The 23,304-nt window shown below is 64.6% G+C and carries 17 protein-coding genes; 8 read left to right on the top strand and 9 right to left on the bottom strand.

Annotated elements, in window-relative coordinates; genetic code table 11:
- Positions 1–75: 75 nt before the first annotated feature.
- On the bottom strand, positions 76–1,965 hold the full coding sequence (locus tag GCT19_RS07605; RefSeq protein WP_152851536.1) for a bifunctional sugar phosphate isomerase/epimerase/4-hydroxyphenylpyruvate dioxygenase family protein: 1,890 nt from the start codon (positions 1,963–1,965) through the stop codon (positions 76–78).
- 320 nt (positions 1,966–2,285) lie between these two features.
- On the opposite strand from GCT19_RS07605, the gene aroQ reads away from it, so the two are divergent.
- From aroQ to GCT19_RS07590, 3 genes are read left to right on the top strand one after another with little or no spacing between them, the layout of a single operon-like run.
- Positions 2,286–2,741 carry a type II 3-dehydroquinate dehydratase gene (aroQ, locus tag GCT19_RS07600; protein ID WP_018434232.1) on the top strand — a complete coding sequence of 152 codons (456 nt, stop codon included), beginning with the start codon at positions 2,286–2,288 and terminating at the stop codon, positions 2,739–2,741.
- On the top strand, positions 2,738–3,676 hold the full coding sequence (locus tag GCT19_RS07595; RefSeq protein WP_152851535.1) for a shikimate dehydrogenase: 939 nt from the start codon (positions 2,738–2,740) through the stop codon (positions 3,674–3,676). The genes aroQ and GCT19_RS07595 overlap by 4 nt, the downstream gene beginning before the upstream one ends.
- Before the next feature lie 50 nt (positions 3,677–3,726).
- Positions 3,727–5,094 carry an MFS transporter gene (locus GCT19_RS07590; RefSeq protein ID WP_152851534.1) on the top strand — a complete coding sequence of 456 codons (1,368 nt, stop codon included), beginning with the start codon at positions 3,727–3,729 and terminating at the stop codon, positions 5,092–5,094.
- 113 nt (positions 5,095–5,207) lie between these two features.
- On the opposite strand, the gene GCT19_RS07585 is transcribed toward GCT19_RS07590, so the two are convergent.
- The 3 genes from GCT19_RS07585 to GCT19_RS07575 form a co-directional block, all read right to left on the bottom strand.
- A complete protein-coding gene (locus GCT19_RS07585) occupies positions 5,208–5,948 on the bottom strand; it encodes a TetR/AcrR family transcriptional regulator (RefSeq protein WP_018434235.1) in 741 nt (246 codons plus the stop codon).
- A 105-nt stretch (positions 5,949–6,053) separates the two neighbouring features.
- The gene (locus tag GCT19_RS07580; protein ID WP_018434236.1) at positions 6,054–7,343 is read right to left on the bottom strand and encodes an NAD(P)/FAD-dependent oxidoreductase; all 1,290 of its coding nucleotides are present in this window, start codon (positions 7,341–7,343) and stop codon (positions 6,054–6,056) included.
- A gap of 107 nt (positions 7,344–7,450) precedes the next feature.
- Complete coding sequence (locus tag GCT19_RS07575) at positions 7,451–8,383, bottom strand: dihydrodipicolinate synthase family protein (RefSeq protein ID WP_152851533.1); 933 nt, start codon at positions 8,381–8,383, stop codon at positions 7,451–7,453.
- 159 nt (positions 8,384–8,542) lie between these two features.
- Here GCT19_RS07575 and GCT19_RS07570 point away from each other — a divergent pair, with 159 nt between their 5' ends.
- Together GCT19_RS07570 and GCT19_RS07565 are read left to right on the top strand one after the other, a co-directional pair.
- Positions 8,543–9,496, top strand: coding sequence for a LysR family transcriptional regulator (locus tag GCT19_RS07570; protein WP_152851532.1), 954 nt, complete (start codon positions 8,543–8,545; stop codon positions 9,494–9,496).
- A gap of 308 nt (positions 9,497–9,804) precedes the next feature.
- A complete protein-coding gene (locus GCT19_RS07565) occupies positions 9,805–12,918 on the top strand; it encodes a transglycosylase domain-containing protein (RefSeq protein ID WP_152851531.1) in 3,114 nt (1,037 codons plus the stop codon).
- A 5-nt stretch (positions 12,919–12,923) separates the two neighbouring features.
- On the opposite strand, the gene GCT19_RS07560 is transcribed toward GCT19_RS07565, so the two are convergent.
- The 4 genes from GCT19_RS07560 to GCT19_RS07545 all read right to left on the bottom strand — a co-directional run bounded on the left by GCT19_RS07560 (position 12,924) and on the right by GCT19_RS07545 (position 17,123).
- Entirely contained in the window at positions 12,924–14,168 is a 1,245-nt protein-coding gene (locus GCT19_RS07560) for an ROK family transcriptional regulator (protein WP_152851530.1), read from the bottom strand.
- Between the two features lie 42 nt (positions 14,169–14,210).
- On the bottom strand, positions 14,211–15,014 hold the full coding sequence (locus tag GCT19_RS07555; protein WP_217709200.1) for an ATP-binding cassette domain-containing protein: 804 nt from the start codon (positions 15,012–15,014) through the stop codon (positions 14,211–14,213).
- Positions 15,015–15,034: 20 nt separating this feature from the next.
- Positions 15,035–16,024: an ABC transporter permease gene (locus tag GCT19_RS07550; protein WP_018434242.1), complete on the bottom strand. Its 990-nt coding sequence runs from the start codon at positions 16,022–16,024 to the stop codon at positions 15,035–15,037.
- A gap of 97 nt (positions 16,025–16,121) precedes the next feature.
- Positions 16,122–17,123, bottom strand: coding sequence for a sugar ABC transporter substrate-binding protein (locus tag GCT19_RS07545; protein ID WP_026228455.1), 1,002 nt, complete (start codon positions 17,121–17,123; stop codon positions 16,122–16,124).
- A gap of 449 nt (positions 17,124–17,572) precedes the next feature.
- Between GCT19_RS07545 and GCT19_RS07540 the strand changes: the two genes are divergently transcribed.
- Positions 17,573–18,781, top strand: a complete 1,209-nt coding sequence (locus GCT19_RS07540) for an MFS transporter (protein ID WP_152851529.1) — start codon at positions 17,573–17,575, stop codon at positions 18,779–18,781.
- A gap of 61 nt (positions 18,782–18,842) precedes the next feature.
- On the opposite strand, the gene GCT19_RS07535 is transcribed toward GCT19_RS07540, so the two are convergent.
- Positions 18,843–19,886 (bottom strand): LacI family DNA-binding transcriptional regulator, encoded by a 1,044-nt coding sequence (locus GCT19_RS07535; protein WP_152851528.1) that lies wholly within the window; start codon positions 19,884–19,886, stop codon positions 18,843–18,845.
- 193 nt (positions 19,887–20,079) lie between these two features.
- Between GCT19_RS07535 and GCT19_RS07530 the strand changes: the two genes are divergently transcribed.
- Positions 20,080–21,231 carry an ABC transporter ATP-binding protein gene (locus GCT19_RS07530; protein ID WP_152851527.1) on the top strand — a complete coding sequence of 384 codons (1,152 nt, stop codon included), beginning with the start codon at positions 20,080–20,082 and terminating at the stop codon, positions 21,229–21,231.
- Positions 21,232–21,251: 20 nt separating this feature from the next.
- On the top strand, positions 21,252–23,231 hold the full coding sequence (locus tag GCT19_RS07525; RefSeq protein WP_152851526.1) for a beta-galactosidase: 1,980 nt from the start codon (positions 21,252–21,254) through the stop codon (positions 23,229–23,231).
- Positions 23,232–23,304 lie beyond the last annotated feature (73 nt).

Below are 23,304 nucleotides of genomic sequence, written 5' to 3'. Positions count from 1 at the left end.
AAGACGAAATAGGTGTCGTCGCGGCGATTTCCAATGACGCAGCCCAGCCGCCGTCGTGCCCGGGCTGTCTGCCCGTTACTTGCGCCGCTGCGCCTGCGCCGCGAGCCGCACCGCCGCGTTGGCCGCGCCGTAGCCGTCATAACCGCCGCGCCGCTCGACGATTTCGAGGAAGAAGCGCTGGTCGAGTTGTTCCGTATAGGCGTGGAAAAACTCGCCGCCGCGTTCGTCGCGGTCGTACAGGATGTTGTTCGCGCGCATCGCTTCCAGCAGCGTGTCGGACAACGCGTAGCGGGCCGCGAGGTCGTCGTAGTAGTTGCGCGGAATGCGCAGGATCGGTACGCCGTCGGCGACGAACTCGGGGATCGCGGTGAAAATGTCACTGGTACTGAACGCAACGTGGTTCAGTCCCGAGCCGTGATACGTGTGCAGCGCCTCGGCCACCGCCGTATGGCGATCCACCGATGCATTCAGCGCGATCCGCACCGAGCCGTCCGCGCTGCGCAGTGCGCGGCTGCGCACGAGGCCGTACGGATCGGGCACGAGCACCCCCGGCTCGGCCTGGAAGCCGAACGCGGTGCGCAGAAACAGCACCCACGTATCGAGCGCACTCGCCGGCACCGACAGGCACACATGATCGATGCGCTCGAGCGGTCCCACCTCGGTCGGCCCGTTGATGTCAGTCAGCACGAAATCCGCCTCGAACAGCGTGGGCTGATCCGGCGTTTCGTCGACGAAATAGTTGAGGCTGCCGTCCGGTGCCTGCACGGCCGGCAGCACGCGCTCGTTCGGCCCAATCTGGCCGGAGAACGGTGCGTAGCCAAAGCCGGCGGCGCGCTCGAACGCCTGGCTGGCGTCGTCGACACGAAACGCCGACGCGCACAGCGACAAGCCATGCTGCTGAAAAAACGCGTTTGCGAACGAATCGGGTTCGGCGTTTAGCACGATCGATGCCGCGCCGTGCTGATACAGCGTCACGTCCTTCGAGCGATGCTGGCCGGCCTGGCGAAAGCGCAGCTTGCCGAGCCAGTCGGCGAGCTGCGCGCGGGTGGTGTGATCGACCGCGAATTCGAGGAACTGATAGCCGACGTGCGCGGGCGCGGCGGGCGAGCGGTACAGGTCGCCAGTCGTCTTCTGCGGCGGCTGCTCTTCGAGCAGCGCGCGAGTTTGCTCTTCGAGAAACAACAGCGAGCGATGGCCATCGGCGGCCGTGATCGTGGTGGGGGCGGCGCGAAAGCCGTCGTTGAAAATTTCCAGCGAGAGCGGGCCCTCGTAGCCGGATTTGACGACCTGCGCGGTGAAGTTCGCGAGATCGAAGTCGCCCTGGCCGGGGAAGCAGCGGTAGTGGCGGCTCCATTCGAGCACGTCCATCGCGAGCTTCGGCGCGTCCGCGATCTGCACGAACGCGATGCGCTCGCCGGGAATGTCCGCGATCGCGTCCGGCGTGTCGTCCAGCGACAGCGTATGAAAGCTGTCGAGCACGAGCCCGAGGCTCGGATGGTTCACGGCGTCGACGAGCTTCCACGCGTGGCGGTAGGTCTTCACGTGCTTGCCCCAGGCGAGCGCCTCGTAACCGGCGATCACGCCCGCCGCTTCGGCCGCGCGCGCCAGCGCGCCCAACTGGTCGATCATCAGCGAGTCGTCGCAGATGGTCTCGGGCGACACGTTGCTGCACACGAGGATGCGGTCCGTGCCGAGCTCGTGCATTACGTCGAACTTGCGCTTCGCGCGGTCGAGATTGCGCTCGAGCCGCTCGGGACTGACGCCGTCGAAATCGCGAAACGGCTGGAACAGCATGATCTTCAGGCCGAGGTCGTCGGCGATGCGGCGCACGTCGGCGGGCGAGCCGTCGAAATACAGCAGGTCGTTCTCGAAGATTTCGACACCTTCGAAGCCCGCCGCGCGGATCGCGCTCAGCTTCTCGACGAGGGTGCCGCTAATCGACACGGTGGCTATCGAACGTTGCATGAACGGCTCCTGCAAAAACGGGCAAACGAGGGGGAAACAAGGGGGCAAACCGCTGCGGCGCGCCCATGGGGCGCGGCCTGCCAAGCTTGCTGCAATGCGCAAAATGAGCTAGTTCGTTACGCACTCCAGCAAGACGCAGACCAGAATATCCCACACTAGCCGAGGAGTTTCGATAGTCTATACAAACTAACTAGATGGTACAAATTCGTAGAAACCCCGAATGACGGCGACGGCCGATGAGCGCACACTTCGCCATGCGTCGAAGAACCGTCGCGGGTGCCTCGGTTCGAGTCGAGCTTTATTTTGCGGGAGTCGTTGTCATGAGCTTTGCCTCCGTACTGGTCCTGAACGGACCGAATCTCAATCTGCTGGGCACGCGCGAGCCGGCCATCTATGGCTCGGAAACGCTCGACGACGTCGCGAAGCTGTGCCGCGACGCGGGCGAGCGCCTCGACCTCGCGATCGACTTCTGCCAGTCGAACGCCGAGCATCAACTGATCGACTGGCTGCACGCGGCGCGCACCAAGGTCGACGGCATCGTGATCAATCCGGCCGCGTACACGCATACGTCGGTTGCAATCGCCGACGCGCTGACGGCGATCGAAAAGCCCGTCATCGAGGTGCATATCTCGAACGTGCATCGGCGCGAAGCGTTCCGGCATCACTCGTACGTGTCGGCGGTGGCGGACGCGATCATCGTTGGCTGCGGCACGCAGGGCTATGTGCTCGCGCTGGAACGGATGGCGACGATTCTTAAGAATAGGGCGGCGAAATGAACACTCAAGCGAAGACTCAGGAAAATCCCCGGTCCGACGCGCAGGTCACCGCGTTGGCCAATGCGCAGGCGAGCTTGCGGGCCACGCCTCAGTCCTTTCTGGTCGGTCTGATCGGCTCGGGCATCAGCGGTTCGCTCACGCCCGCAATGCACGAGGAAGAGGGCAGCAGGCTCGGTCTGCATTACGTGTATCGACGCATCGATCTGGATGCGCAGAAGCTCGATACCGCGGCGCTGCCGGAGCTGCTGACCGCGGCCGAACGGATGGGCTACAACGGCCTGAACATCACATATCCGTGCAAGCAGGCGGTGATTCCGCTGCTCGATGAGCTGTCCGACGACGCCCGCGCGCTCGGCGCGGTCAACACCGTGCTGTTCAAGGACGGCAAGCGTATCGGTCACAACACCGACTGGTCCGGTTTCGCGCGCGCGTTCCAGCGCGGCCTGCCGGACGTGTCGCTGGAACGAGTCGTGCAGCTGGGCGCCGGCGGGGCCGGCGCGGCGGTCGCGCACGCGGCGCTAAACATGGGCGCGCAGTCGCTGACGCTGTTCGACGTCGATGCCGCCCGCGCGCAGTCGCTCGCCGACGAATTGCAGGCGCGTTTCCCGAAAGCCAAGGTCAGCGCGGGCACGTCGCTCGAAGAATCGCTCGCCGCCGCGCAAGGGCTGATTCACGCGACGCCGACCGGCATGGCTAAAATGCCCGGCCTGCCGCTGCCGGCCGAATTGCTGCACCGCGACCTGTGGGTTGCCGACATCGTCTATTTCCCGATTCGCACAGCGCTGCTGCAAGCGGCCCAGGCGCTCGGCTGCCGCACGCTGAGCGGCGGCGGCATGGCGGTCTACCAGGCGGTCGACGCCATGCGCATTTTCACTGGCCTCGAGCCGGACGCCGAGCGGGTCTACACCCATTTTCAATCGCTGTTGCAACGCTAACCGGCCGCGTAGAGACCGGCATCCAAGCTGATCGAGGAGACCAGTACGACATGACGCAATCGTTCCAACCCAGTTCCGCGGGCTCGCCCGCGCACAGCAAGACGGCGAGCCCCGCGCGCCGTTCGAAAGCCCGCTTTCAGATCCTCGGACTGCTCGCAGTCGGCACGATGATCAACTATCTCGACCGCACCATTCTGGGCATCGCGGCGCCGCAGTTGACGAAGGAGCTCGGCATCAACGCCGCGCTGATGGGCCTGCTGTTCTCCGTATTTTCGTGGAGCTACGTGGCTTCGCAGATTCCGGGGGGCCTGTTTCTCGACCGCTTCGGCAGCAAGATCACCTACTTCCTGTCGATGACTTTCTGGTCGCTGTGCACGCTCGCGCAAGGGCTCGTGGGTGGCATCGCCGGCCTGTTCGCGTTCCGTCTCGGCCTTGGCGTTTCGGAAGCACCGTGCTTTCCGACCAATAGCCGCGTGGTCGCCACGTGGTTTCCGCAAAACGAACGCGCGATGGCGACCGGCACCTACACGGTCGGCGAATATATCGGTCTCGCGTTTTTCAGCCCGTTCCTGTTCATGCTGATGGGCGCATTCGGGTGGCGCTCGCTGTTCCTCGTGGTCGGCGGCGTCGGTATCGCGTTTGGCGTGGTGTGGTGGCTGATGTATCGCGAGCCGCGCGATCATCCGTCGGCGAATCAGGAAGAGCTCGACTATATCGAGGCGGGCGGCGGTCTCACGCAGCGCCACAAGGATGTCGCGGGTGCAGCCGATACGGCGGCATCGAAGCAGAGCGGCTTCCAATGGCGCACGATCGGCCAGCTGCTCAAGCATCGTCAGCTGACGGGCATCTGTCTCGGCCAGTTCGCGGGCAATTCGACGCTGGTATTTTTCCTCACGTGGTTCCCGACGTATCTCGCCACCGAACGTCACATGGCGTGGCTGAAGATCGGCTTCTTCGCGATCATGCCGTTCATTGCGGCGTCGATCGGCGTGATGTTCGGCGGTGTGTTCTCCGACTGGCTGCTGCGTCGTGGCAAATCGCCGAACGTCGCGCGCAAGCTGCCGATCATCGCTGGTCTGCTGCTCGCGTCGACGATCATTCTCGCCAACTATGTGGAGAGCAACGTGGTCGTGATCGCGATTCTGTCGGTGGCGTTCTTCGCGCAAGGCATGGCGGCGCTCGGCTGGACGCTGGTATCGGATATCGCGCCCGAGGGTCTGCTCGGTGTGACCGGCGGCATCTTCAACTTCGCCGCGAATCTGGCGGGTATCGTGACGCCGCTGGTGGTGGGTTTGATCGTCGCGGCGACCGGTTCGTTCGTGGGCGCGCTGGTGTTCATCGGTGTCGTCGCGTTGATCGGCGCGCTGTCGTATATCTTCATCGTCGGCGATATCAAGCGGATCGTGCTGGCGGATTAAGGCTTCCTGTGAGACGTCGCTTCAGGTGACGGGTGTCGAAGCGACAAAAAACGGGATGTGGCTTTCACCACATCCCGTTTTTCATTTTTCAGCCGCTCGCGTCGCCACCGGCCTCAATCGTCCTTCTTCACGAACCGCAAGATCGCATCGACGATCATCGCCCGATGCCGCGCGCGCAGCCGTGGATGCGACGGATCGCGCCCAAACGCGGTGCCGAACGTATGCCGGTTGCCCACGCGATGAAAGCACAGCGAGCTGATCATCAGGTGCAGATCGATCGGATCGATGTCGCTGCGGAATTGGCCGGCCGCGATGCCGCGCGCGAGCAGATCCTCGATCGTGTGAATCACGGTGACGTTGCGTCCTTTGAACGTCTTGACCTGCTCGACGTACTTCGCGCCGTGAATGTTTTCGATCGTCACGAGGCGCACGAAGTCGCGCTGACGGTCGTGGTAATCGAACGTGAATTCGACCAGCGCGCGCATGCCCTCGACCGGGTCGAGTTCGCTGATGTGCAGGTCCTGTTCGAGCGCACGAATGTCTCCATACACCTTTTCCAGCACCGCCTGATATAACCCTTCCTTGCTTCCGAAGTAGTAATACAGCATGCGCTTGGTGGTGTTCGTGCGCTCCGCGATCGCGTCGACGCGGGCACCCGCCAGTCCCATCGCGGAGAACTCCTGGGTCGCGACGTCGAGGATGTTGCGCTTCGTCTGCTCGGGATCGTATTTGCGTGGGGCGTCCACACGCCGGGCGTCGGCTCGCTTGGCGTCGGTACGTCGCGCGTCGGCGTGCGGCGCGCCAGACACGATGCCGTTGGTATCAGGCTCGGCGGCCTTGCTTCCCTTTTTCATTGTGGTTTCGAGCGGCAGTGACGGCGCATTCTAGCATGGCGAAATGGGCCTCTGGCGGGGGTCTCGGGCATCGGTGCAGGTATTTCGAAGGAGCCCGGGCGGCGCTTACGCGACCGGTCGCGTGGGCCGGCGGCGCGCGGCGAGGGCATCGCGTGTTTGCATCGCGGTGTACGTGAGCTGCGCGGCCGCGAGACCGAGCGCGCCGTACGTGCGCGTGAGGCCGAAGCTCGCGAATGCATCGGGCACCGGCCGTTCACCGCAGATCGCCGCCGCCAGCAGTTCCCCCGACACCGTGGTCGGCGCCATGCCGTGTCCGCCGAAACCGACCGCGTACCAGACGCCATCCGTGCTTTGGCCGATCTGCGGCATCTTGTGTCGCGCGTAGCTCATCAGGCCGCCCCATGCGTGCTCGATGCGTACGTCGCGCAGCTGCGGATAGACCTTCAACAGGTCCTGCCGCAACAGACGCGCGATCGCCTCGGGTTCGCGGTCGCGCACCGAGATGCGGCCGCCCCACAGGATGCGCGTATCGGGCAGCGGCCGGTAGTAGTCGAATGCGAAGCGGGTGTCGTAGACCGCGGCGCGCGTCGCGATCGCGTCGTGCAAGCGTTCGCCGAGCGGTTCGGTCGCCATTACGTAGGTAGCGATCGGCAGCACCGCGCGCTCGACGCGCGCGTACACGTTGCGCGCATAGCCGCCGCCCGCCATCACGACGTGACGCGCGTCGAGCGCACCTTGCTGCGTCTCGACGACGAAGCCCGCACCGTCGCGCCGCAAGCCGACGACCGGCGAGCGCTCGTGGATCGTCACGCCCGCTTGCGCGGCCGCGGCGGCGACACCGACGACGTACTTGAGCGGATGAAAATGGAACGCGTTGCGCTCGAACAGTCCGCCGTAGTAGCGGCTCGTTTTCAGTTGTGCGGCGAGCTGTTCGGCAGCGATCGGTTCCCAGTCGACGCCGAACGAATCGCGCATCAGACGCCGTTGCGCTTCGAGACGCGCGGGTTCGTCGAACCAGTTCGCGAGGATCACGCCGGCATCGGTTGCGTCGCAATCGATCCGGTAGCGCGCAATGCGTTTGCGCATCAGCTCGACTGCGTCGGTGGTCAGCGCGTAGAGTTCGCGCGCGCGTGTCGGGCCGAGCGTCTTCAGCAGGTCGGCGCAATCGAGGCTATAGCCACCGAACACGAAGCCGCCGTTGCGTCCCGATGCGCCGAAGCCGACCTGCTGCGCTTCGAGCACGACGACGTCTTCGACGCCGCGCTCTGCGAGTCCCAACGCGGTGGAGAGTCCCGCGAGTCCCCCGCCGATGATGCAGACGTGCGCGCTGCGTCGGCCGTTGAGCGGCGCATAGGCAGAGGAGCGGGTGACGGTGGCTTCGTAGAAACTTTGCATGGGGCGCAAGCTCGTGGACACGCCCTAGGTTAGCGGCAATCGCGTGTCGCCGTCCAGCCCGCGTGAGCCCGCACGTCGGCGGGCGCCCCGCTGCATTTCAAAGCGTGTTATCGACCCCAGCGCAACACCAGCGGATCGAGCCGGCGCGCGATCTTCAACAGTCCTTCGCGCGTCGCCGGATGCATCTGCGGCAGCGGATGACGCACCGCGTCCGAACCGATCACGCCGCCTTCCTTCATCAGCGCCTTGCACGATGCGAGGCCGCCCTGGCGGTTTTCGTAGTTGATCAGCGGCAGCCACCGCTGATAGTGCGCGGCGGCGGCTTCGGTATCGCCGGCCGCGTAGGCATCGATGATCAGGCGGATGCCATCGGCATAACCGCCGCCCGTCATCGAGCCGGTCGCGCCCGCATCGAGATCGGCCATCAGTGTGATGGCTTCCTCGCCGTCCCACGGACCGACGATCGCGTCGCCGCCCAATTCAATAAGCTCGCGCAGCTTGTTGGCAGCCTGCGGCGTTTCGATCTTGAAGTACGACACGTTGTCGATCTCGCGCGCCATGCGGGCGAGGAACGGCGCGGACAACGGCGTGCCGCTGACCGGCGCATCCTGGATCATGATCGGAATCTGGATCGCATCGGACACCGTGCGATAGAACTCGTAGATGCCGCGCTCGCCGATGCGGATCGTCGCGCCGTGATACGGCGGCATCACCATCACCATCGCGGCGCCCGCGGCCTGCGCGGCGCGGCTGCGTTCCGCGCACTGGTACGAGCTGAAGTGCGTGGTCGTAACGATCACCGGCACACGGCCCGCGACGTGTTCGAGCGCGACATGCATTAGTGTGCTGCGCTCGTCGTCGGACAGCGCGAACTGCTCGGAGAAGTTGGCGAGAATGCACAGGCCGTTCGAGCCGGAGTCGATCATGAAATCGAGGCAGCGCTTCTGGCCTTCTAGGTCGAGGCGGCCGGCGTCGTCGAAGATCGTCGGCACGACGGGGAAGACGCCGCGCAGGGCGGGGGAGTGTGACGCTTGGCTCATGGCGATGTGGTCCGTGTTGGGATGGAAGGATTGCGCTCGAGCCCGCAAGCGAGCGGCGCAACTGGATGAATGTCTGCTGCGGCGACTATACGGCGCTGGGCCTCACAGGTATATTGAATTGTTTCCATATCGTGATCGCTTTTACGAATCACCCTCGCAATGAAAGACACACTGAACGTCCTGCTGTCAAAGCTGCGCATGAAGCAGCTGCAACTGCTGATCGCGCTCGACGATCACAAATCGCTGCACAAGGCGGCCGGCGTGATGTCGATGACGCAATCGGCGGCGAGCAAGGCGCTGCAGGAGCTCGAATCGATGCTCGACGCGCCGCTTTTCGAGCGCTCGAAAAGCGGCATGATCCCGAACCAGCTCGGCCATTGCGTGATCCGTTATGCGCGCGTCGTGACGTCCGACCTCACCGCGCTCTGTCAGGACGTCGCCGAAATACGTTCCGGGCGCGGCGGCCGCCTCGCTCTCGGCGCGATCATGGGCGCGATTCCCGACTGCGTGGTGCCCGCGCTGAATCAATTGCATGCGGCGCAACCGGGTCTGTCGATCGAGGTGGTCGAGGACACCAGCGCGCGGATGCTCGCGCAGCTCGACGACGGCCGGCTCGATCTGGTGGTCGGCCGCGCGGCGGTCGCGGCCGATCCGTCGAAGTATCAGTATCGCCCGCTCGGCGACGAGCCGTTGGCGGTGGTGGTCGGGTATCAGCATGCGCCATTGCTGCGTCGCGAGATGACGTTGAGCGATCTCGCCGGGCATCGCTGGGTCACGTATCCGTCACATATGCCGCTGCATGCGCTGCTCGAACGGGAGATGGATCTCGCCGGCCTCGACATGCCCGACAATCCGATTTCGACGGCTTCCACTTTCGTGACAGTGGCACTGCTGCAAAGCAGCGCCGAACTGGTTTCGCTGCTGCCGAGCGCCATTGCGGGGCCGTTCGTGCGGCACAAGATGCTGCGCGTCGTGCCGGTCAGGCTCAAATCGCCGTCGCAGACATTCGGCATCGTCACGCGCAAGGGCGGCGTGCTGTCGCCGCCGGCGGAGCGGTTTATCTCGCTGTTGCGCGCGCAGACACAACGGGCGCAGACGAAAACGCGAACTTAGGCGCGGAGCAACCAGCTTGCCCGGCCGCCCGCCCGTTGCCGGTAAGAATGCCAGCAATAAAGCGACTTTATTTCGACAAGGCCCGCCAGAAACGGCAAAACCGTCCGAAAAGGCGGTTTGGTATTCGTGTGAAAAGATATTCAATATCTCATGCCGGTTCGCGTTTTGTCATTCGACGCCAGCAGGTGTTGTAGCCGCGACACTGTCACGTCAATCTGGGCCGATGAGGGTCTCTCGTTCCGAGCTACACTGGTTTAAATGAACTGAGCCAGGCTCGACATCCTGGCCATCGCTCGGGGAGAGCAGCCATGAATCGGCCACCGCTTCGGTTTCCGCTTCGCGCGACCAGCACCGTGACCGTGCGGAGCTGGCGTTGGCTCAAATGGGGCCTGGCCGCGTTTTTCCTGCTCGCGATGGCGCTAGTTGCGCGGCTCGTGCAGATCGAGGTCGAGACCTCGCGGCTACAGGCGCGCTACCTTTCCGAACTGACTCGCGACGTTGGTTTCTCGGTCGCCGACGGTCCCAGTCATTCCATCCGCTTTCCGCAAGCCGACAAGGGCCCGTACGACGCGCGCCTCGGCTACGCGCTGTTGCCGGCGATCCAGCAGCGTCTGTTGCAGCATGGCTTCGAAATCAGCTCGCAGGCGCGCGATTCAGAACGCATGCTGTCGCTGGCAGATGGCGGCCTGTTCCTGCCTTACGACGAAAAAGACACCGCGGGCCTGCAATTGTTCGACGGCACCGGCGTGCCCCTATACAGCGCCCAGTTTCCGGGCCGCGTGTACGACAGCTTCGACGCGATTCCGCCGCTCGTCGTGAACTCGCTACTGTTCATCGAAGACCGCTATCTGCTCGATCCGAATCAGCCGAACCGCAATCCGGCGATCGACTGGGGGCGCTTCAGCCGCGCGCTCGCCGACCAGGGCGCGCGCGTGTTCAATCGACATCAGCAGACGCCGGGCGGCAGCACGCTCGCGACGCAGATCGAGAAATTCCGTCACTCGGCGGGCGGCCGCACCGCGGCGCCGCCGGAAAAGCTGCGGCAAATCGCGTCCGCGTCGGTGCGCGCCTATCTGAACGGACCGCAAACGCTGTCCGCGCGCGAACAGATCGTCGTGCATTATCTGAACTCGGTGCCGCTTGCCGCGCAGCCCGGCGTCGGCGAAATCAACGGTATCGGCGATGGTCTCGCCGCCTGGTACGGGCGCGATTTCCGCGAGACCAACCGTCTGCTGAAGGCACCGTCGAGCGACACGAATCTGCCCGACCAGGGCCTGGCGTTTCGGGAAGTGTTGTCGCTGATGATCGCGCAGCGCGCGCCGTCGTTTTTCCTGCAGCGCGGCTATCCCGAGCTGGAACGGCTGACCGACAGCTATCTGCGGCTGCTCGCGAGTGGCGGCGTGATCACCGCGCAGTTGCGCGACGCGGCGTTGGCGGCGCATGTGGAACTGCATCGCGCGCCGCGCAGCACACCGGATCTCGGTTCGTTCGTGTCGCGCAAGGCGGTCACGTCGATGCGCTCGCATCTGCTCGCCGCGCTCGGCGTGCGCAGTTTCTATGAACTCGACCGCCTCGACATGCAGGCGACGGGCACGCTGAACAATGACGTGCAACAGGCCGTTGCCGAGCGCCTCGCCGCCGCCGCGACCAAAGACGGCGCGAAGGCCGCGGGGCTGGTGGGCTACGAAATGCTGCGCGGGTCCGACGATCCGACGCATATCGCCTACAGCTTCACGCTGTTCGAGCGGCACGGCGACGCGAACCTCGTGCGCGTGCAGACCGATAGCGTGAACCAGCCGTTCGACATCAATTCGGGCGCGCGCCTGAACCTCGGCTCGACCGCGAAACTGCGCACCGTGATCACGTATCTGCAGATCGTCACCGATTTGCACACCCGCTACGCTTCGCTGAGCAATGCCGAGCTGAAAGCGATCACACCCGATCCGAACGATCGGCTGACGCGCTGGGCGATCGACTATCTGCTGCACACGCGAGATCATTCGCTGCAGCCGATGCTCGACGCCGCCGTCGAGCGTAAATACTCGGCGAGCCCGGGTGAAACCTTCTTTACGGGCGGCGGCGCGCAGACCTTCACGAACTTCGAGTCCGACGACAACAGCCGCATCCTGACCGTGCATCGCGCGTTCCAGCATTCGGTGAATCTCGTGTTCGTGCGGCTGATGCGCGATATCGTGCACTATGAAATGGTGCAGACCACCGGGCCGTCGTCGGAGTGGCTCGGCGATACGGCGACCCGCAAGATGTATCTGACGCGTTTCGCCGATCAGGAAAGCCGCGTGTACATGAAGCGCTTCTACACGAAGTATCACGGCAAGACGCCCGATCAGCAGATCACGCTATTGCTGCTCGGCGTGCGCAAATCGCCGCCGAAAGTGGCGACCGCTTTGCGCAGCGTGGCGCCGGATCAATCGAACGCGTGGTTCAACAGGATGATGTACGCGGCGCTGAAGAACACACCGTCGGCTTCGATGCTCGACGATGAAGATCTCGCGAATCTGTACGACAAGTACGGCATAAACCGCTTCAACCTGAACGACCGCGGCTATATTTCCAGCGTGCATCCGCTCGAACTGTGGACGTTGAACTACCTGCGCTCGCATCCCGATGCGACGCTCGCGCAGATCGAAACCGCGAGCCAGGACGTGCGACTGTCCACCTACTCGTGGCTCTTCAAGACGCGCTATCACGCGACCCAGGATCGCCGGATCAAGCGCATGGTCGAACTGCGCGCGTTCGACGCGATCGGCAAGTCATGGCAGGCGCTCGGCTATCCGTTTGCGTCGCTGACGCCGTCGTATGCGGCGGCGATCGGCGCGTCGGGCGATCGTCCGGCGGCGCTCGCGCAACTGATCGGCGTGATCGCGAACGGCGGCAACAAGGTGCCGACCGAAACGCTGACGCAAATCGACTTCGCGAAGGATACGCCGTACGAAACGCATTTCAGGCGCGCGGTGGTTGCGCCGCAGCAGCAGGTGTCGCCGGAGATCGCCGGCGAGGTACGGATGCTGTTGCGTGATGTCGTGACGGGCGGCACCGCGAGGCGTCTCGCGCAAGGCATGACGTTCCCGAACGGCGAAACGCTCCAAGTCTATGGCAAGACCGGCACCGGCGATCAGCGCTTGAACGTCTATGCGAAGGGCGCGCGCCTGATCGAGTCGCGCAAGGTGAATCGCAGCGCGACCTTCGTGTTCGCGCTCGGCGACCGCTTCTACGGCACGCTGACCGCGTGGGTTCACGAGCCGTATGCCGCGCGTTACGACTTCACGAGTGCGCTGGCGGTGCAGTTGCTGAAGTCGATGGCGCCGGCGTTGCAGCCGTTGCTCGATAAGCCGGTTCAGAAAACCGTGACGGCGGTGCCGGCAGAATCGACGCCGACAGCGACGAAGGTCGCCGCGCACTGAAGCGCTTACCGCTCGTCATAACCCGGCTCGGTGGCCGCCGGCTTCAGAAACAGTTCATGGACCGGTGCGAAATGCGCGTATAGCGGCAGAATCGCACCGCCCATTGCACGGGCATCGGCACCGATCGCACCTTCCAGCAATTGCGGCCGCACCATCCCTTCCCATTCGAAACGATCGAGTACGCGCTCGGTGCGGCGAATGATCTCGCGCAGCAATAGCCGGTCGAACTCGCCGTCGATCACGACGGCTTCGAGATCGAGCAGCGCGGCCGCATTGGTTAGCGCGTTTGCGATTGCCGGGCACGCGCTGTCGAGCCATTGCTCGGTATGCCGCCACAACTCGGGCGACAGCGCGCGATGATCGTGCGCCGCGGCGGCCGGCGCGCCCGCATCGCTGAACAGCTGTTCGAGCACGAAGCCCGATGCCGCGTGCAGCAACTGCCGCGCGGGTTTGCGTGCGCTGCCTTCGCGCAGCGGGATCGAACCGACCGCGCCCGCGTTGTCGTGCGGACCGCCATGCAGACGGCCGTCGATCACGAGCCCGCCGCCGATGAACGTGCCGACGAATAGATACAGGAAGTTGTGGATGCCACGTCCCTGGCCCATCACGAGTTCGGCCGCGCACGCGGCCGTGGTGTCTTTGGCGAACTCGACGGGCAGGCCGGTTATCGTCGCGATGCGCGCGCGTAGATCGATGTCGTTCCAGGCTTCGAGCGCGTCGGGCGGCGCGCCGAGAAAGTCGCGCCAGCCGCCGAGCCACAACGGCGCCGCGACGCCTACGCCGACCACTTTGCCGGCCTTCGCACCGAGCGTCTGGTTCACGCGCGCGAGTTTGCTTTCGAGCGCGGGGAACAGCGTTCGCGGGTCGGGATACGCATACTCGAACACGTCGCGGCACACGATGCGCCCGGCGAAATCCATCGCGAGCACGTCGAGACTGCGGCGTCCGACCTTGATGCCGATCGTGTACGCGCCGTCCGCGCACAACGCGATCGGCACCGACGGCTGGCCGATCTTGCCACGCACGCGCGCCTGCTTTTCGAGCAGACCGTCGGCGATCAGCCGATCGGCGATCATCGACACCGTCTGCATCGAAAGACGCGTGAGGCGGCCGACCTCGGCCTTCGGCAGCGGGCCATGCAAGCGGATCGTTTGCAGCACGATCCGCTCGTTGAATTGCCGCATGCCCACCTGGTTCGAGCCGACCGTGCGTTTGACCGGCGAACGCGTGCTGGTGCTGGAGGTGTCCATTGTCGTGTATCGGCCTCGTGGCTCAGCGGGTTGAGCGGCGCGTCATGCGATCGCCTTCACGTCGGCTGTCTTCGCGCCGGTCATGATCGCGACCGCTTCCGACATGTGCACGTCCTTCGTATTGACGAGCGCCGCGCGCCGGCCGAGCCGTTGAATGTGGATGCGGTCGGCGATCTCGAACACGTGCGGCATGTTGTGGCTGATCAGAATGACCGGCAGACCACGATCGCGTACGCGGCGGATCAGTTCGAGCACCATGTTGCCCTCCTTCACGCCGAGCGCGGCGGTGGGCTCGTCGAGAATCACGACGTGGCGCGCGAACGCCGCGCTGCGTGCCACGGCGACGCCCTGGCGCTGACCGCCCGACAGCGTTTCGACCGCCTGGCGCATCGAGCGGATGCCGATCTGCAGATCTTTCATGGCCGCGGTCGCTTCGTCGAGCATGCGGCGCTTGTCGATCATCTTGAACAGCGAGCCGCGCCAGCCCGGTTTCAGCAATTCGCGGGCGAGAAACAGGTTTTCGGCGATGCTCATCGCCGGCGCGACCGCGAGTTCCTGGTACACGGTCTCGATGCCCTGAGCGCGCGCGTCGAGCGGACTGCGGAACTTGACCGGTTTGCCGTCGAGCAGAATCTCGCCTTCGTCGGGCACCGTCGCGCCCGAGAGCGCCTTGATCAGCGACGATTTGCCCGCGCCGTTGTCGCCGATCACCGCGAGGATCTCGCCGGGCAGCACTTCGAAATCGCAACCGTCGAGCGCGGTCACGTTGCCATAACGTTTGACGAGCCCGCGTGCTTGCAGAACCGGCATCGCAGCGGACGTGGAAGGGGAGGTGGAGGTCAGCATGACAAGGCTCCTGTGCGGGATCAACGGCCGCGGTGCGAGAGTTTATCGGCGGCGACCGCGAGAATCACGAGGATGCCGGTGATCAAGACCTGGTACACCGAGGACACGCCGATCAGCGTCAGGCCGTTACGAAACACGCCGACGATCAGCGCTCCAAGCAAGGTGCCGACGATCGACCCGCGTCCGCCGAACAGACTCGTGCCGCCGAGCACGACCGCGGTGATGCTGTCGAGGTTCTCGGTCTGCCCGGCTTGCGGATCGCCGACGCCGGTGCGCGCTACCGACAGCAGCGCGGCGATGCCATAGATCGCGCCGGCGAGCGTGTAGACGATCAGCAGAATGCGCTGCGACGACAGGCCCATCAGCCGCGCGGCCTCGGCGTTGTTGCCGAGCGCGTACAGATGGCGGCCGGGCACCGTGTCGCGCAGCACGAACCACGTGGCCAGGTACATCAGCAGCGTCAGCACGGTGCCGTACGTGACTTCCGCCGGTCCGAGCTTGAACGTGCTGCCGAAGAACATGATCGCGTCGGGCAGGTTCGACACGCTTTCCGCGTTCGAGTAGATCTGCGTGAGCGCAAACGCGATGTTCAGCGTACCCAGCGTGACGATGAACGCCGGCAACTTGATGCGCGTGATCAACAGACCGTTCAGTAAGCCGAACAAGGTACTGGCGCCGATGCCGCACAGGATTGCGAGAATGGGTGGTACGCCGAGCACGACCGCGAACTTGGTCATGATGATCGAGCCGAAAGCCATCACCATGCCGCAGGACAGATCGATGCCACCGGTCAGCACGATCAGTGTCTGGCCGATCGCGATGACCGCGACGACCATCGTCTGTTGCAGGATCAGCGACAGGTTCTGGAACGATAGAAAGCGGCTGCTCTGCGAAATAAAGAACCCGCAGGCCAGCACCAGCGCGATCAGCGGTCCGATTTCGGACAGCGACGGAAGGTGCTCGGAGAAAGACGGGCGCCGGCGGCCGGCGGGCGCGGAAGGGGTCGACATGATGGCAGTCCTCGGTACATGAGCGTGACGTGAAGGTCACGCGGCGAATCAGATGGCGGCCCGGTACGACGCGCAACGGGCCGCTGTGCAATGCGCGTTACTTGCCCCAGCAGTTATCGAGGCCGAACTTCGTGTCCTTGCTATCGACGCCGGACATCGGTTTGTCGGTGATCAGCGTGACGCCGGTGTCCTGATACCCGGAGACTTTCTTGCCGGTCTTCGCGTAGTCGACGCCGGCGGTGACGCCGAGCGAGGCCATCTTCAGCGGATACTGCTGCGAGGTCGCTGCGATCGCGCCGGCCTTCACGTTGCGCACGCCTTCGCAACCGCCGTCGATCGACACGATCATCACGCCCTTGTCCTTGCCTGCTGCCTTCAGCGCGCGATACGCGCCGGCCGCGGCCGGTTCGTTGATCGTGTAGACGACGTTGATATCGGGCGCTTTCTGCAGGCAGTTTTCCATCGCGGTCTGGCCTTTCGCCTGATCGCCGCGCGTGTCCTGGCTGCAGACGATCGACGCATCGCCTTCCTTGACGCCGAAGCCTTCGAGGAAGCCGTTGTGACGCAGCACGCCGACCGACACGCCCGGCGCGAGGTCGAGCGTGGCGATCTTCGCGGGCTTGCCGTTCAGCGCGGCCTTCGCATATTTGCCGATCAGCACGCCGGCCTTGAAGTTGTCGGTGGCGAACAGGGCGTCGGTCGCGTCCTGCGGGTCGGTCGGCGTATCGAGCGCGACGACCATCACGCCGGCCGCGCGCGCCTTCTTGATGCTCGGCACGATCGCCTTGGTGTCGCTCGGTGTGATCAGGATCGCCTTCGCGCCGGCCGTCATCATGTTTTCGATCGCGGTGACCTGGCTCGCGTTGTCGCCGTCGAACTTGCCGGCGGCCGTGATCAGTTTCGCGCCGTCTTTCGACGCGGCCGCGTCCGCGCCCTGGCGCATCTTGACGAAGAACGGATTCGTATCGGTCTTCGTGATCAGGCCGATGACGGGCTGGTCGGCGGCCTGACTCGCGCTCGCGCACCACAGCGCCGCTGCCGCGGCGCACATCGACACGATTGTCCTGGCGACAGGACGCCTGTGGGAATTCAGATTCATGAGACGCTCCTCCGGTTATTGGCAACGATGTGTGAGACTGCAGATAGATCGAAACTGCAAAACTGCGGGGTCGACGTTTGGCGATGACGCTTCGATTCGACGTGGTCCGAAGGAAATCGCCTAAATCACTTTGGTTGATTTAGTACAGCAGGCGCGCAGCCGATCGTCAAGGAAATGTGAACGCAGAATAATTGCCGTGCAGCGCCCCGGGTCCAGGCTGAAAGCCTTGTGTGGCAAGGCTTTGAAGGAGTGTTGCAGTGCGGAGCAGCGTGTCTCGGCTTCGGGAAAGTCCTGGCTCAACTGAAAGCTTGTTGAAGGCTGAACGAGGGTTTTTCAACACAATTCGCGCGTGTAACGCGCTTTTTCGGTATCCGCTGAATCCTGAGGGGAGGTCGCGGCGGAACAGCACTTGCTCGCCTCGACAGGACGTGGACCTGTCGGAGAGACCCATGCCTTCGCATTGGTGGCAGCGACGACTCGGCTCCCGCGCATCGTTGATCGCCGCCGCGCTCGTGATCGGCGTTCTGTACGCGGGCAGCACGATGGTCACGCCGCTTTATCCGCTCTATCAACACCGGTTCGGCTTGTCCGATCTGACGATCACGCTCGTGTACGCGACCTACGTGATCGGCAATCTCGGCGCGTTGTTCTTATTCGGTCGCGTGTCCGATCAGGCCGGCCGTCGACCGGTCACTCTGCTGGTGCTCGCAGCCGCGATCGCGAGCACGATGTGCTTTCTATTCGCCACGCATGCGACGTGGCTTTTCGTCGCTCGAGCGGCAAGCGGACTCGCGATCGGCGTCGGTGCCGCGACGGCGACCGCGTGGATCGCGGAATTGCACGCCGGCGCCGACAAGGCGCCCGCTAGCCGTCTTGCCGCGGCGGTCAATCTGGCCGGGCTCGGAGTGGGGCCGCTGCTGACCGGTCTGCTCGCGCAATTCGCGCCGTGGCCGTTGCACACGGTGTTCGTCGTTTATCTGTTGACGCTTCTGGTCACCGCGGCGTTGGCGGCGCTCGCATGCGAAACGGTGCAGGAGCGCGCCCGGACCCTGGCGCAGGTGTCGTTCGCGCCGCGCATCGGCGTACCCGCGCGATTGCGCGTGGCATTCGTCGTGCCTGCCGTCACCGCATTCGCGACCTTCGCGCTGCTCGGTTTTTTCGCGGCGTTGTTGCCCAATCTGATCGCGAACAGCATGCATCTGCATAGCCCCGCGCTGAGCGGGGCGCTCGTCGCCGAGCTGTTTGTCGCGAGCACGATCACGGTGATGGTCACGTCGAAACTCGCCGCCCGCACCGCGATGTTTGCCGGACTGTGGCTGTTGCCGCCGAGTCTGGCGTTGCTGCTGTGGGCGCAGGTCGCCGCGTCGATCGTGGTGCTGAGCGCGGCGACGGCGTCGTGTGGCATCGCGGCCGCGCTCGGTTTTCGCGGCAGCTTGCAGGAGGTCAACCGGATCTCGCCCGCGGACCAGCGCGCCGAATTGCTATCGGCTTATCTGCTCTGCTGTTACACCGGCAACTCGTTGCCGGCGGTCGGCATAGCCTTGCTGTCGACCCGGGTCGGGCATTTGTGGGCGAACGTCGCATTTGCCGCGGTTTCCGCGGTATTGGCCTGCATTGCTTTGGCAGTCGGTGCGCGTGTGCCCCGTCACGCGAGTTGATGCGCGCAAGCTGGCCGAACCTCGTCGACTGCAAGGTTGCGTCGTGGCTGTTACGGCCACATCAACGCGAGCGGGGCGCGGCCGTCGACGCGCGCACGACCAGTTTCGGCTCGGACGAAATCCGCATCGGCACGTGCGCCCGCACATCCCCCACGGCGCGTCCCGCCTGTCCGTACGACGTCTCGATCAGCTCGCGCAGCAGTTCCACTGCAAGTCCGGCGACCTCGACCGTCGGTACCGCCACCGTCGTCAGCGCGGGACGCGACTCGCGCGCGAGCTGGATGTCGGTGATGCCGATCACCGACAGATCGTGCGGCACGCGCAGGCCGAGGTCTGCCGCCGCGTGCATTGCGCCGAGCGCGGGCAGGTCGTTGGTCACGAAGATCGCGCTCAGTTGCGGATCGGCTTCGAGCAGCGCGCGCGCCGCAAGGTAGCCGCCGTGGATCGTGTCGAGCCCGTGTCGCACGCGATTCTTCGGCACGCCGGCAGCGCGCAATGCGTCGACGAAACCTTCGTAGCGCGTCGCGTGAATACCCGACGCCTTGCTGCCGACGATCGCACCAATGCGCCGATGCCCGAGTTCGAGCAGGTGCTCGGCGGCCAGTTTGCCGGCCAGCCGGAAATCGACCGCGACGCACGGCAAACCGGGCGGCTCGCTGGGCCGCTCCCACATGCACAGCACGACCGGTGTGCCGCGCGCTTCGGTCTTGTGCAGATCGGCGAAATCGAGGTTCGCGTTGGTCACGAGCACACCTTCGGACAAGGTGCCGGCAATCTGGTCGAGGTACGCGCGGCCACTCAGCGGGTCCTCGTTGGTATTGCAGATGATCACGAAGTGGCCGCTCGTGCGCGCGGCGCGTTCGACCGCGAGCGCGAACTCCGGATAGAACGGATTCGCGATGCTCGACACCATCAGCGCAAGCGTCGGGGCGCGGCCTTCGGCGAGCGCGCGCGCGGCGAGATGCGGGCGATAGCCGAGCGCCGCGACCGCGTCGAGCACGCGTTGCCGGGTCGTTTCGCCGACGCGGCCGCGATTGCGCAGCACGTTGGACACCGTGGCCGGCGTAACGCCGGCATGACGCGCGACTTCGCTGAGTGTAGGCATGATCTGGTCAGTATCTGGGATGGCTGCCCGGCATTTGCGTCGCGGCGCAAGGCGCGGCAACATCTGTCGTCGAACCAACGTACAAAACGATATCGGAGACAGACCAACGATCGCCTTGCGATCGATTTTTCGGTCACGCTGATTAAGCGCTTAATCTCCGACTTCGCGCCGATTAAATCACGGAGTCGAGGCAATGGCGAGCATTTCGTTACGAGGCGTGCAAAAGGCGTATGGCGACGGTGCGCCGGTGATTCGCAACGTCGATCTGGATATCGGCGAAAACGAATTCTGCGTGTTTCTCGGCCCGTCGGGCTGTGGCAAGTCCACGCTGCTGCGCATGATCGCCGGACTCGAGGACGTGACCGACGGCGACCTGTCGATCGGCGGGAAGATCGTCAACGACGTGCCGGCCGCGCAACGCGGCGTCGCGATGGTGTTCCAGAGCTATGCGCTGTTTCCGCACATGAGCGTGTTCGAGAACATGGCGTTCGGTCTGAAACTCGCGAAGACCCCGAAGGATGAAATCGAGCGCAAGGTGCGTGAAGCCGCGCGCATTCTGCAACTCGAGGCACTGCTCGAGCGCAAGCCGAAGGCGCTGTCGGGCGGGCAACGGCAGCGCGTCGCGATCGGCCGCGCGATCGTGCGCGAGCCCGGCGTGTTTCTGTTCGACGAACCGCTGTCCAATCTCGATGCAACCTTGCGCGGACAAACGCGCGTCGAAATCGCGCGCCTGCATAAGCAGTTCGCGAAGGCGAGCGTGGTCTACGTGACGCACGATCAGATCGAAGCGATGACGCTCGCGGACAAGATCGTGCTGCTGCATTCGGGCAAGGACACCGAGCGCTACGGCAGCATCGCGCAGATCGGCGCGCCGCTCGAGCTGTATCACCGCCCGAAAAGCCGCTTCGTGGCCGGCTTTATCGGCTCGCCGCGAATGAATTTCCTGCCGGGCAAGGTGGCGTCGGTCGATGCGCAAGTCGTGCTCGTCACGCTCGATCACACCGGCGAGAACGTGCGTGTGCCGGTCAGCAGCGTGGGCTTGCAGTCAGCTCAGCCGGTCACGCTCGGCGTGCGCCCCGAGCATCTGGAGTTCGTCGATGCATCGGCCGCGTCGCAAGAGGGTGTGCTCGCGCGCACCGTATCGCTCGTCGAGCAGCTTGGCGAACACAGCTACGTGCACCTCGATCAACCCGGCGGCGCCGTGCTGATCGCCAAGGCGCCGGGCAACACGCGCCTCGCGCCAGGCGATCGCGCGAGCCTGCTGGTGCCGCTTACCGCCTGTCATCTGTTTACCGAGGACGGCTTCGCGGCCGCGTCGCTCGAAACCGTCGAACACTACGCTTGAAGAACATTGGGGACACAGGGATGCGTTTAGGAGTCTGTTATTACCCGGAGCACTGGCCCGAGTCGATGTGGAAAGACGACGCGCGCCGGATCAAGGGGCTCGGCATCGAGCAGGTGCGCATTGCCGAATTCGCGTGGAGCCGGATCGAGCCGACCCCCGGCGAATACGATTGGGGCTGGCTCGATCGCGCCGTCGACGTGCTCGGCGCGGCTGGCCTGAAGGTCGTCATGTGTACGCCGACCGCGACGCCGCCGAAGTGGCTGATCGATCGTCATCCGGACATCCTGCCGGTCGGCGCCGATGGACGTCCGCGCGCGTTCGGCTCGCGGCGTCATTACGACTTCTCGTCGCCCGCGTATTTCGAGGCGTCGCGGCGAATTTGCACGGCGGTGGCCGAGCGCTACGGCAAGCATCCGGCGGTCGCTTTCTGGCAGACCGATAACGAATTCGGCTGTCATTACACGGTGGTCAGCTATTCGCCGGCCGCGGTCGCGCGCTTTCGCGAGTGGCTGAAGGCGCGTTATCGCACGATCCAGGCGTTGAACGACGCGTGGGGCACGGTGTTCTGGAGCATGGAGTACCGCGGTTTCGAAGAAATCGACGCGCCGGTCGGCACCGTGACCGAGGCGCATCCGTCGCATCGGCTCGACTACCGGCGTTTCGCATCCGACGAAGTGGCGCGCTACAACCGCATGCAGGTCGAGATCATTCGCGCGCATTCGCCGGGGCGGCCCGTCGCCCACAACTTCATGCAGCTCTTCACCGAGTTCGATCACTACAAGGTCGCGGCCGATCTCGACGTCGCGACGTGGGACAGCTATCCGCTCGGCGCGCTCGAAGAGCAGTGGTTCGCACCGGACATCAAGGCGCGCTGGTTGCGCACCGGTCATCCGGATTTCGCGTCGTTCAATCACGACGTGTATCGCGGCATGTCGAAGCTGCCGCTGTGGGTGATGGAGCAGCAGCCGGGACCGGTGAACTGGGCGCAGTGGAACCCGGCGCCGCTGGCGGGCATGGTGCGGCTGTGGAGTTGGGAAGCGTTCGCGCACGGCGCGGGTTGCGTGTCGTATTTCCGCTGGCGTCAGGCACCGTTCGCGCAGGAGCAGATGCACGCGGGGCTCAATACGCCCGATAACCGGCTCGACGTCGGCGGCAATGAAGCCTCGCAGGTGGCATCGGAAATTCACACGGTGCTCGCCGCGAATGCCGACGCGAATGCGTCGATCCGCTCGAAAGTCGCGCTCGTCTACGACTACGAAGCGAAGTGGCTGTTCGAGATTCATCCGCAGGGCGCGGACTTTCACTATCCGCGCTTCGCGTTCGAGTACTACTCGGCATTGCGCGCGCTCGGACTCGACGTCGATGTGGTGCCGGCCAATGCATCGTTCGATGGCTATTGCCTCGTCGTCGTGCCGCCACTGCCGGTCGTGCCCGACGATTTCGCCGAACGTCTCGCACGCTCGGGCGCACAAGTCGTGCTCGGCCCGCGCACCGGATCGAAGACGCGCGACCTGCGGATTCCGGCGAATCTGCCGCCCGGTGCCTTGACGTCGGTGTTGCCGCTGCGCGTGTGGCGCGTCGAATCGATGCGGCCGAACGTGACCGAAGCGGTGGTGCTGGACCAGCAGGGCGGTGCGGCCGACGGCTTCGCGCGACACTGGCGCGATTTCATCGACAGCGATGCATCATCCTCATTCGACGTGCGCGCGCGTTTCGCGGACGGTCATCCCGCGTACGTGCGAAGCGGCGCGTTCCACTACCTCGCGAGCCTGTTCGACGACGCGTTGACCGTGCGCCTGTTCGCGCGGATCGCACAGGAAGCGGGCCTCGAAACGCAGGCACTCGGCGACAGCGTGCGCATCAGCCGTCGCGGCGGACTGACCTATGTGTTCAACTACGGCGATCAAGCCCACACGCTCGAAAACATTTCCGACGACGCTTTCGTGATCGGCTCCCGGGAGGTGGCGCCGCAAGGGGTAGCGGTCTACCGCTCGCAATAGAAGTCTGGCCTTGGCAATTCCACGCAGTCATTCGATACAGAAGCGACAACGACGTAAAAACCATGGAATGAAG

This window comes from Paraburkholderia atlantica (genome assembly GCF_009362785.1).
Classification (GTDB): domain Bacteria; phylum Pseudomonadota; class Gammaproteobacteria; order Burkholderiales; family Burkholderiaceae; genus Paraburkholderia; species Paraburkholderia atlantica.
The sequence above is the reverse complement of the archived record's forward strand: the minus strand, read 5'-3'. Positions and strand labels throughout refer to the sequence as shown.

Bases quoted from the DNA above. Each gene is read 5' to 3' on its own strand.
- GCT19_RS07605 (WP_152851536.1), bottom strand. From the start codon at position 1,965: ATGCAACGTTCGATAGCCACCGTGTCGATTAGCGGCACCCTCGTCGAG.
- aroQ (WP_018434232.1), top strand. From the start codon at position 2,286: ATGAGCTTTGCCTCCGTACTGGTCCTGAACGGACCGAATCTCAATCTG.
- GCT19_RS07595 (WP_152851535.1), top strand. From the start codon at position 2,738: ATGAACACTCAAGCGAAGACTCAGGAAAATCCCCGGTCCGACGCGCAG.
- GCT19_RS07590 (WP_152851534.1), top strand. From the start codon at position 3,727: ATGACGCAATCGTTCCAACCCAGTTCCGCGGGCTCGCCCGCGCACAGC.
- GCT19_RS07585 (WP_018434235.1), bottom strand. From the start codon at position 5,948: ATGAAAAAGGGAAGCAAGGCCGCCGAGCCTGATACCAACGGCATCGTG.
- GCT19_RS07580 (WP_018434236.1), bottom strand. From the start codon at position 7,343: ATGCAAAGTTTCTACGAAGCCACCGTCACCCGCTCCTCTGCCTATGCG.
- GCT19_RS07575 (WP_152851533.1), bottom strand. From the start codon at position 8,383: ATGAGCCAAGCGTCACACTCCCCCGCCCTGCGCGGCGTCTTCCCCGTC.
- GCT19_RS07570 (WP_152851532.1), top strand. From the start codon at position 8,543: ATGAAAGACACACTGAACGTCCTGCTGTCAAAGCTGCGCATGAAGCAG.
- GCT19_RS07565 (WP_152851531.1), top strand. From the start codon at position 9,805: ATGAATCGGCCACCGCTTCGGTTTCCGCTTCGCGCGACCAGCACCGTG.
- GCT19_RS07560 (WP_152851530.1), bottom strand. From the start codon at position 14,168: ATGGACACCTCCAGCACCAGCACGCGTTCGCCGGTCAAACGCACGGTC.
- GCT19_RS07555 (WP_217709200.1), bottom strand. From the start codon at position 15,014: ATGCTGACCTCCACCTCCCCTTCCACGTCCGCTGCGATGCCGGTTCTG.
- GCT19_RS07550 (WP_018434242.1), bottom strand. From the start codon at position 16,024: ATGTCGACCCCTTCCGCGCCCGCCGGCCGCCGGCGCCCGTCTTTCTCC.
- GCT19_RS07545 (WP_026228455.1), bottom strand. From the start codon at position 17,123: ATGAATCTGAATTCCCACAGGCGTCCTGTCGCCAGGACAATCGTGTCG.
- GCT19_RS07540 (WP_152851529.1), top strand. From the start codon at position 17,573: ATGCCTTCGCATTGGTGGCAGCGACGACTCGGCTCCCGCGCATCGTTG.
- GCT19_RS07535 (WP_152851528.1), bottom strand. From the start codon at position 19,886: ATGCCTACACTCAGCGAAGTCGCGCGTCATGCCGGCGTTACGCCGGCC.
- GCT19_RS07530 (WP_152851527.1), top strand. From the start codon at position 20,080: ATGGCGAGCATTTCGTTACGAGGCGTGCAAAAGGCGTATGGCGACGGT.
- GCT19_RS07525 (WP_152851526.1), top strand. From the start codon at position 21,252: ATGCGTTTAGGAGTCTGTTATTACCCGGAGCACTGGCCCGAGTCGATG.